The sequence below is a fragment of the Pseudoalteromonas holothuriae genome (assembly GCF_945859825.1).
GTDB lineage: Bacteria > Pseudomonadota > Gammaproteobacteria > Enterobacterales > Alteromonadaceae > Pseudoalteromonas > Pseudoalteromonas holothuriae.
In genome coordinates this window covers 176,667-187,400 of record NZ_CAMAPC010000007.1, presented here as the reverse complement: position 1 = coordinate 187,400, position 10,734 = coordinate 176,667, and the positions used below count along the sequence as shown (strand labels likewise).

Annotated in this window: 4 protein-coding genes and 2 pseudogenes; all 6 read left to right on the top strand. The window is 41.9% G+C overall.

From position 1 onward, the window contains the following. Position 1: 1 nt before the first annotated feature. A pseudogene (locus OCI93_RS21110) lies at positions 2–1,804 on the top strand (class I SAM-dependent methyltransferase); the annotation flags it as partial. Positions 1,805–1,807: 3 nt separating this feature from the next. After that, positions 1,808–2,722, top strand: a pseudogene (locus tag OCI93_RS21105) (AMP-binding protein); the annotation flags it as partial. Then, on the top strand, positions 2,720–4,261 hold the full coding sequence (locus OCI93_RS21100; protein WP_410007632.1) for a thioesterase II family protein: 1,542 nt from the start codon (positions 2,720–2,722) through the stop codon (positions 4,259–4,261). The pseudogene OCI93_RS21105 and the gene OCI93_RS21100, both read left to right, overlap by 3 nt. Beyond that, positions 4,258–5,286 (top strand): 2,3-diaminopropionate biosynthesis protein SbnA, encoded by a 1,029-nt coding sequence (gene sbnA / locus OCI93_RS11345; protein ID WP_261592912.1) that lies wholly within the window; start codon positions 4,258–4,260, stop codon positions 5,284–5,286. The genes OCI93_RS21100 and sbnA overlap by 4 nt, the downstream gene beginning before the upstream one ends. Continuing rightward, the gene (gene sbnB / locus OCI93_RS11340; RefSeq protein WP_261592913.1) at positions 5,276–6,295 is read left to right on the top strand and encodes a 2,3-diaminopropionate biosynthesis protein SbnB; all 1,020 of its coding nucleotides are present in this window, start codon (positions 5,276–5,278) and stop codon (positions 6,293–6,295) included. The genes sbnA and sbnB overlap by 11 nt, the downstream gene beginning before the upstream one ends. Before the next feature lies 1 nt (position 6,296). Further along, positions 6,297–10,697, top strand: a complete 4,401-nt coding sequence (locus OCI93_RS11335; RefSeq protein WP_261626444.1) for a non-ribosomal peptide synthetase — start codon at positions 6,297–6,299, stop codon at positions 10,695–10,697. The last annotated feature ends 37 nt before the right edge of the window (positions 10,698–10,734 follow it).

Sequence of the window (10,734 nt, the reverse complement as noted above, 5' to 3'; positions counted from 1 at the left end):
GATGTCTTTAACATCACCAGGTACTGAAAACGCCGTAAACTCTCAGCAAGCAATGGAGCAAAAAGTTTATTGGAAATCAGTATTTAATCAAGTGACACAAGCTTCCAGACTGCCGCATGATAAATATGGGCAGTTTAAAGCGACTGACGTACGGGCGGATAAAGAAAGCTACGAGATGACTTTGGAGCAATTTGAGCCTTTGTGGAACCTGAGTAAGTCCTCTGACAAATCTCTTCATGTGTTACTCATGGCGGGGTGGACTTTATTGCTTAACAAGTACAGTGGCCTAAAAACATTGCTGGTTGGGACGCTAGGCTATAAAGAAGATGATGCTGCGTTTGCTGAGCGCATGTTAGTGGTACGTAACGAGCTAACGTCTGTATACGATATTCGCGAGCTATTGGTTCAAACGCAAAATATGCAATTAGATGCGATACAAAATCAAACGTTGAATACGAAACAGATCAACGCATTTTTACAAAGCAATGGCTCCGATGTGACTGAGTTATCACAGCTTGTAGATACTTGTTTATGTTTAGAAAATATTCAAAATGCTGATAGCATCCCAGATAAAATGTTTGCTTTAGTGCTAAAGGCTAAGCGCAGTTCAAAAGGGCTTACGCTGACATTTGAATTTGATATTGCACATTACAGCCGTCAATTTATTGCGCACTTAGCGAAAATTTATTTCAGCTTACTCAATCGTATTGCGTTAAATACAGATCAGGTACTTAAAGATATTTCGCTGTGTGATGAACAAGCAAAATTACAAATACTAAATGAGTTTAACCGTGCTCCGAGCACGTTCTCCGATGGTGTGAGCGTCAGTCAATTAGTCTCTGATATGGCGCGCAAAACACCAGATAAGGTGGCGCTACAATACAATGAACAAACCATTACCTACGCTGAACTTGAGCGCAAAGCAACGCAAATAGCTGAGTACATGATAAAAGATCGTAGGCTGCAATTTGAAGAGCGAGTAGCGGTTATGATGGATCGTTCAATTGCGTGTTTTACGGCTATGTTAGGTATATTAAAAGCTGGTGGTGCGTATGTACCCGTTGACTGTGAACTGTCTGAAGAACGTATCACTACAATTCTAGACAGTGCACAGGTGAGAACCGTGTTATCTGAGTCGAGCAAGATAAAATTACTGAACAATGTACAGTGGCAAGCTAAAACATTCGAGTCTTTTGTATGTTTAGATTCAGAGGATGTGTATGGCATTGAAGAAGCTGAACAGTCTGAGTTAATGAGTCAGCAGCTTTGGCATTACATCGGTGAGAAAGCAACGAATGATATCGAAGGAGGAGGTTGGTATTCTAGCTACGACGGTGGCCTGATCCCGCAACAAGAAATTGATGAGTATGTGGATAACACTTATCAAAAACTAGCACCATACCTGACTAAGACGAGTAAAGTCTTAGAAATTGGCTGTGCAACTGGCTTTACAATGTACAGAATTGCGCAAGAAGTTTGCCAGTATGTGGGCACTGATTTGTCAGATGTCATTATTGAACGTAATAACCAGCGTATTCAAAAAGAAGGTATTACCAATATCAAATTGGCTGCAATGCCTGCACACGAAGTGATAAACCTGGATGAAGATAACTTTGATATTGTTATCATCAATAGTGTGATCCAAGATTTCCATGGTCATAACTACCTTCGTCAAGTGATTAACAACGTGATCACAAAACTGGGTGACAAGGGGATTATTTTTATTGGCGATGTGATGGATCAAGATCGCAAGCAATCTATGACCAATGATTTTATTGAATACAAGCGTGCGCACCCCAGTAAAGATGTGAAAACAAAAATAGATTGGCGTGCAGAGCTATTTGTATCAAAAGATTTTTTTGCTGATTTAGTACACGAATTTAATGACATCGTTGCAGTAGAAAGTGACGATAAAATTCATACTATAGCGAATGAGTTTACTCGGTTCCGCTTTGATTCGTTATTACACGTTAATAAGACACATTCAGCACCTGTAGATCAAGCAAAAAAGAAATATCAACATGATTTAAGTGCTGTTAACAAATATACAGACAGTGCCTTTACGTCACCTTATGCAGATAAGTTTGACGGCCACAACTTGGCATACGTAATTTTTACGTCGGGTTCTACTGGCGTACCTAAAGGAGCGATGATTGAGCATCGTGGATTGATTAACCATGCACAGGCAAAGATTGATGATTTGGGCATGGATCAAAATAGTGTCATTGCACAAAATGCTGCGCTGTTTTTTGATATTTCTGTGTGGCAGTACTTTGCGCCATTGATGCTAGGTGCGACGGTTAAAATTTATGACAACACTTTAATCTTTAAACCACAAGAGTTTATGCAGCGTGTTATGGATGATGAGATAAGTGTCCTTGAAGTAGTTCCTTCATATCTATCAGTTTTAAAAGGGGTATTGTCTGAAACTAAAGCTGAGCTTAAGCACTTAAAATATTTAATGGTGACGGGCGAGGTGATTAAACCTACGGCAGTGAACGAGTGGTTAGAGCTGTATCCAAACATTCCTGTAGTTAATGCATATGGCCCAACCGAGGCCTCGGATGATATTACTCATGGCATCATTGCTCAGAAGGTGATCAGTGAGCGTGTCACCATAGGCAAACCAGTTAACAATATGCAAGTGACCATAGTGGATGAAAACATGAACTTGTGTCCAGTAGGGGTAAAAGGAGAAATTTGTGTATCTGGGGTTGGTGTGGGCCGAGGCTATATAAATGATCGGCAGAAAACAGCACTAGCATTCATCGCGGCAACCGGTAAACACCCAAGATTGTATAAAACTGGTGATGTGGGCGCGTGGAACCAAGATGGCAGCATTGATTTCTTTGGCCGTAACGATTACCAAATTAAGATCCGCGGTTTTAGAATTGAGTTAGGTGATATTGAAAGCGCTATTAGGCGTTTTTCTGGCGTAACTGATGTATGTGTAATCACCGAGGGCCATGAAGAGAACCTACAATTAGTGGCTTGTGTTTGTTACAACGCAGAACAGGTTGAAGCAGGCAGTGAAGAAACTTTTAACGAACACTTGAAGCGCTTTTTAATGCAAGAGTTGCCTGACTACATGCACCCAAGTCGAGTTCACCATTTTGATAAGTTGTCGCTTAGTGCAAATGGTAAGGTTGACCGTAAAGCACTTAGCAAGCTTGCTGCGCAAAAGAATCGCGGGGTAATTATTGAGCCAGAGGAAGAGTTAGAGTTTCACTTACGTGAAGTGTGGGCTGATGTATTGGAAATGAATATCAATGAAATCGGCATCACAGAAGACTTCTTTGATATAGGTGGCAACTCGGTGACGGTACTTAAGCTGGTAAATAGAATTTCATCAGAGCTTGGTATTCATACAACCATTAATACTATTTTTGAGCACCGTACCATTCAACAGCTCGGGCAAGAAATGCAGCAAGAGCGTGAAGTCATTGAAGGCTTACGCTGTACTATCAAGCTCAATAACTCACAGTCGAAGAATAACTTGTTCTTAATACATGCCGGTGACGGGACCATTTTTGCATATAGAACTTTAGCGAAGTTACTTGAACCAACTCACACGGTGTATGGCATTCAAGCGCGTGGTTTGACTGATAAATCAGTATTGCCTGAGAGTTTACCTGAGGTGATTGGTGAGTATCTCAATGAGATGTTCAAGGTTCAACCAGATGGCCCTTACCTAATTGGTGGTTTGTGTACTGGTACACACATCGCTTTTGATATGGCCCGTGCTCTGGAGAACTTAGGGAAGGAAGTTCAAGAGCTGTTATTACTCGACATTCCTGTTGAGTGGCCTGAGCCACTTATTAAGAAAATGACCAAAGCATCTAAGCGTCATAAGCCTGGCAACTGGGCAAATAAAATCGAGATGGCGCGCGATAAGGTGATGTATTACATGAAAGATGAAAACATCAACCGAGCACAAAGAACAGATGATGAACAGGTGGAATTCAAAGACTGGAAAGCCACGGTTTACAAACACATGTCGCACTTACTGTCTTATAAGAGTAAGTCTTTTAGGTTACTGGATACGCCGATCACGGTTCTTAGTGCAATAGGTAACCCTGAAGCGCTGAAAACACAAGAAGACTGGCAAAGGATGACCACTGAAAAAGTGACGTTTATCGAAGTGCCTGGAGATCATGATTCCATGTTTTACCCACCTCATGTGCAAGAAGTACATCGCTTGATGGACCCTGAGCAATATATAGATGGTCGTTGGAAGCAAAAATGGCGTAACAAGCTATGAGTAGCCTTAAACCAATGATAGTGAGTAAACCTGAACAGTTGCTCGTCAATAATTTGTACTTAGAGCTGTCGGGCCTTGCTCCTGCTCAGGTACATCTGAAATATGAAGGGTTCAATGCCGCGGGCTCAATAAAGATGAAGTCCGCGCTAACACTTATCGACGAACTTGAGCAACAGGGGAAATTAAAACCTGGTTCAGAAATTATTGAATCGTCTTCAGGTAATTTGGGAGTCGCACTTGCAATAATCTGTGCATCACGCGGGTATAAGTTTACTTGCGTGACCGACTTGGCGTGTACAGAGCAGGCCAGAAGCGCGATCTTAGCCGCTGGTGGAAACTTGATAGTAGTTGAGCAAAGGGATGCAAATGGCGGATTTTTAGCGACGCGTTTAGCGACTATAAAAGATAAATGTCGAAACAATCCTAATTTGGTTTGGACGAATCAATATGCTTCTAGCAGTAATGTGAACGCACATTACAAGTATACGGCGCCAGAAATACTGTCTGCTTTTAAACAAGTTGATTGGCTGTTTGTCGGTGCAGGAACGACAGGAACTTTGATGGGATGTATCAAATATTTCTCAGAGCACTCGGCCAACACACGCATTGTCGCGATAGACGCAAAAGGTTCGATAACATTCGGTCACCCTAAAGGTATTCGTCATATACCAGGAATTGGCACCAGTCGTGTGCCACCTATCTGTGACCATAGTGCAGTCAAAGACGTTCATTTAGTTGCAGAGCCAAACACCATAGCTGAGTGCCATTATTGGGCGAAGCAAGGGTTTATGTTTGGTGGCTCGACAGGCAGTGTACTAACAGGCATTCGTCACTACGCCGACAGAATAAAGGCATCTGATACGGTTGTTGCGATTTCTGCTGATGGAGGCGATAAATACCTCAAGTCAGTTTATAACCCTCAATGGGTAGCTGAACGGTTTGGCTCGTTACCTGAAGTCATTCCCTATAAAAATAATAATACGTTCAATGATGCGCAAACAAAGGAATTAGATTATGAATTTTGAAGTAATTAGCGGCAAAGTTGTTAATGATGTGATAAGTAATAACTATCAAGATATTGTTGATATAGTTGAGCAAACTTACCTTGCTTATCAAGCGGGTAATGCTCACAATCCCGATAGCTACTTCTTACGATTTGAGAAAAAGCCAGAGGCACGTATTATCGCCCTGCCTGCATATATAGACGATGCCGTTAAAATCAGTGGTATGAAGTGGATCTCAAGCTTTCCTAAAAATATCCAGCAAGGTATTCCCAGAGCGTCAGCAGTTTTAATTTTGAATGATCTTGAGACGGGTTATCCGTTCGCATGTTTAGAGTCGAGTATTATCAGTGCTTCAAGAACATCGGCGTCTGCGGTTTCTGCCGCATATCATCTAAATGGCAAGCAAAAGAAAGTAGTCAACTTAGGAGTAATAGGAACGGGCTTAATTGCACGCTACATTATTGCGTTTTTTGCAGGTTGTGGTTGGGAAATTGAAAACCTACATCTATTTGATGCAAATGAAAGCTATGCTGAGCAGTTTAAAGCGCGTATACAAAAAGACTTCCCGCAGCTTAAAAATACAGAAATCATGATCGCTGCTAGTGCCGACGCATTAATTCAGCAAAGTTCCATTGTTACTTTTGCAACTTCGGCAGGGGAGCCGCATATAGCTAACTTAGCTGCGTTCTCTCACAACCCAATTGTGTTGCATGTGTCGCTGCGTGATTTAGACCCTAAAGTGATCCTTGCCTCTTACAATGTATTTGACGATGTTGAACATTGTATGAAAGCAAATACATCAGCACACCTAACCGAACAATTGGTAGGCAATAGAGACTTTGTCACAGGCACGCTGGCAGATATTCTTGCTGGAACTGAAGCATTAAAACGTGATAAGCCAGTAGTGTTTTCGCCTTTTGGTATGGGAATTTTAGATTTAGCGGTGGGCTATAAAGTGTATAGCGAAGCTGTTCAATCAGAGAGTACTACACAAATAGATGAATTTTTCTACGATATGAATCGGGTGTAGTATGACGAAGAAGTATCCATTGCTCAGCGCACAAAAGCGCGTTTGTTATTCACAGTTAATGCTGCCAACAAGCCCCATGCACAATCTGGGTGGGGTGGTTCTGTTTGATGGCCAAGTTGACTTTGACAGACTCAGTCAGTGCATTACTCAATTGCTAAATTTGAACCCGATATTAAGGATGCAATATCGTTGTATCAATGGCGAACATACCCAGGTTCTTTGTGATGCAGAGCGAACTGAGTTCCCAGTGCAGTATTTTGATGAGCAAGATGCACAAACTGTAATCTTAAATTGGGCGTCAGTGCAAATGTCTATTGCGATGCAGTTTGAAAACGCGCCGCTGTTTGAGTTTGTGCTGCTAAAAGGGCATGACAACACACAGGGCTTTTTTATCAAATTGCACCACTTTATTGCTGATGGTTGGACGTTCGCGCAAATTAGTCGCCAACTTTCAAAAGCATATAGTCAATGCACAGAAGCGGATAGTGTTGATGCAACGGATACTGATTTTGAGTTCCTTTTTCAACAAGAAGAAAAATATCGTCACGCTAATAGATATGAAAAAGACGCTCAATATTGGCAACAAAAGTTTGCTACCTTGCCTGATCTTAGTATGTTTCCAGCAGGAAATGATGCTCAGGCTGAGCGCTTTAAACTAACGCTGAGTGACGAACAAACCGCTATGTTTGCGCAGTTATGTGAACAATATCATTGCACTGAAAATACCTTGTTAGTGGCAACGGCTGTACTTCAAATGTATTTACGTACAAGAGTACTAGATCTTACCGTTGGGTTACCTGTATTTAATCGCACATGTGCTAAGTCCAAGCATCAGCTAGGCATGCTTACTAGCACGGTTTGCGCACGGTTTTCAGTAAACACACAAGCAACGTTGGCACAATTTGTTGAGCAGGTTAATGCCACCTTACGCCAAGATTATCGGCATCAAAAGTATCCATATGAAGAGCTTGTTTCTGCCTTGTCACTAGCTCAAAGCGGCCAACGTCGTCTATATCATATGTCTGTTAACTATTATAAAGGTCAAAATGTTGAGTGTTACGGTGCAGTGCCAGCGAGCAACTTTGAAGTTTTCAGCGGTGCGCAAGATCATGATCTGCAATGGGTATTAACCCCGAAAACCGATGCTGCCTCAAGCAACCTTTATATTGACTACAAATCATCATGCTATCAAGCAGGTGATATTGCGCAAATGGCCTCACAGCTATTTTTTATAATGCAGCAGTTTTTATGTGATAGTACGTTGTGTGTTGCTCAATTACGCAGTATGGACAGTCAAACCAAGCAAACGCTCCTTTCACGTTACAACTTCATTGACTCAAATAGCCAGCCATTTACTAGTGTGATGAGTCACATTGAAACAATCAGCCGGCAGTCACCAGCAAACATCGCCATAGAGCAAGACGGATTGCAGTTGTCTTATCATGAACTGATGAGCAAAGTAAATTTGGTCGCTGTTCAGTTGCAGCGCCAAGGTGTTATACCGGGAGATATAGTGACAGTAGCAATGACTCCTTGTTGGGAGTTAGTGGTTATTATGCTTGCTATTTTAAAGTGTGGTGCAGCCTATTGTCCGGTTGATGTGGCAACGCCATCTGCTAGAGTCAGCTACATTTTACAGCAAACTAACAGTCGTTTACTGATCTGTGACGCGGACATTCATCAAGGATTGTTTGCTGCACAGATCACGGTGGCAAACTTGTTTGTAAGTTCTCAGTCGTGCGGCGACAGCGTTGACTGGCCTGACATTAGTGCTAACGATAGCGCATATATTATTTTTACGTCAGGTTCAACAGGTCAGCCAAAAGGGGTTAATGTAACTCATGGTGGTTTCGCAAATTATGTAACTTGGGCTGCGGATACGTATTTGCAAAGCGGTGGACGAAGCGCTATGGCACTTTACTCTTCACCTGCTTTTGATTTGACCGTGACCTCTATTTACTGTCCGTTGATAGCAGGCTCCAAAATGGTGGTATACCCGCCCAAACATGACCAAGCGAACATATTGCATAAAATCGTAACAGACAACGTATGCGATGTGATCAAATTAACCCCAGCCCATTTAAATTTGCTCAATGAAGTGATCACAGACACTTCGAGGTTGACCACATTTATCCTAGGTGGAGAAAGCTTAAGTGTGGATGCGGCAAAGAAGTTGCAGCAGAAAACTGGGCGACAAGTCAGTATTTTTAATGAATATGGCCCCACTGAAACGGTTGTCGGTTCGATGACATACTTATTTGATAGCAACGCAACCCATGATAATGAGGTCGCGATTGGTAAGCCTATTGCTAATACGGCTATTTATATTCTGGATGAAAATTTAGAGCCAGTTTTGGATGGACAAAAAGGCGAGTTATATATCGGCGGTGCGGGGGTCACAAAAGGATACATTAATGCACCAGATTTAACCGCGAGCGTATTCATAGCCAACCCATTTGATCAAGGTCGGCTTTATAAAACTGGTGACATTGCCAGCAGTGACGGTGAGCTTATCCATTTTTATGGCCGACGCGATCATCAAATAAAGCTCAATGGTTATCGCATAGAAAGCGGCGAGATTGAACAATGCCTACGAGAGTGCAGTCAGGTAAAAAATGCCAAGGTGGTGATAAAATCTAGAGGAGACGCAAAGTTTTTGTGTGCCTACCTAGCATTGACTGAACACCGTAACGTTAACTGGCAGGCATTGGTTGCTGCAAAACTTCCAGCATATATGGTCCCTGCGTTTTTTATTGAGCTTGATGAGTTGCCATTAACTGTCAACGGCAAGGTTGATACCAATGAATTACCCGAACCTGAACAGAGTGTGACCCACAGCGGAAGTAGTGATGCAAGCCGTGCGATTTTACCTGTTTTAACAGCTTCTGCATGTAACATACTTGGTAAAGAACAGCTATCTGAACATGACAATTTTACCTTATCTGGTGGCGACTCAATTAAGGCTATCTCACTGTCTTCTTTGTTGCGAGAACGAGGCATAGTGCTTGAAGTCAAAGATATCCTAAACAGTAATAATTTTGCGACAATGGCTGGATATTGTGTTGCGCTTAACAAAATTGCAGTCTTGAGTGCGCATGAGAGACAGGGTGAGGTACTAGTAACGCCAGCCATGGCTTGGTTTAGCAGTCTAAATTTAGAAAACCCAAATGGTTACTGTCATATTGCTTTGCTATCGCTTGATAGTACTTTACCTAAACAAGTTATTGCTCAGTTGCTAAACAATCTGGTATCAGAATATGACGAACTCAGTTTGGCTTGGCCAGCTGCGAGCAAAGTGCCATTTTACACCGAAAATAATGAAGTTGTGCTTCACGATACCACCGATAGCGCTATATTGGTTAATGACATAGATATAGCAAAAGGAAAGCTCTTTAGTGCTGGATGGCAAGCTGGCAAATTGGCGCTATGTATTCATCATTTAGTTGTCGACGGTATCTCATGGCGGATACTTATCAATCGACTAAATATGATGTTAGAGACACAGATAAGTACACAAAGTTATTCGCCCAAGCAACCCAGATATAACTTAAAAAAAGCAACTGAGCAGCTGAGTCATAGCGCAATAAGTGCCAATGCACATACATACTGGATGAACATTGATAGCCATTTCAACGGTATTTCAGCGCTGCTAGAGATGGAGGCCAGTCAGTTAGTTCAAGCGAAAGCATCAACACTGTCGCAAATTCGCGAAACGTTAACCTCGGATTTAAGTCAACAACTACTCACCGTAGCCAATCATCGCTTCAGTACTGAGCCTGTATTGTTAATGCTGTCAGCCTTGTCGTTATCACTAAGCGAACTGGGTGCTGATGAGTTTGTAACTATTGAACTTGAAGGCCATGGTAGGCATCACAACGAGATGCAATTAAGTGATGTAATTGGTTGGTTTACAGCTATTTTTCCTTGGCAGTTACCACTTAATCAAGGTTCAATGACCGATACTATCAAGCAAGTTAAAGAAAGCTATGCAGCCATACCTGATTATGGTGAAAGTTATGGATTGCTCAAGTATTTAAAAACTGCACAACCAAGTGTACAGGCACAGACACTACGATTTAATTTTTTAGGAGATATGTCCAACAATGGTGCTGCGTCGCAAATGGTGCTTGAAGACTTAGCTTTGCATCAAGACCCAAACAATCATTTAAGCGCACTAATTGAGATTAATGTCGCGGCTTTAAATGGTGAGATTACAGTGGAGCTAAATTACAGCCATAGCTTGCTAGCTCACAGCCAAATGCAGTGTTTAATGAGCAATTATCGCCAACAACTGGCCAATATAGCGGATTGCTGCATGTCTTCGGATGAAGTTGAGTTTACGCCTTCTGATTTTTCTACAGTTGATTTAGATATGTCTGATTTAGAAGAGTTATTTCAGTAATTGATGGGTATTACAGGTTAATTAAGCTAGCGAAGGA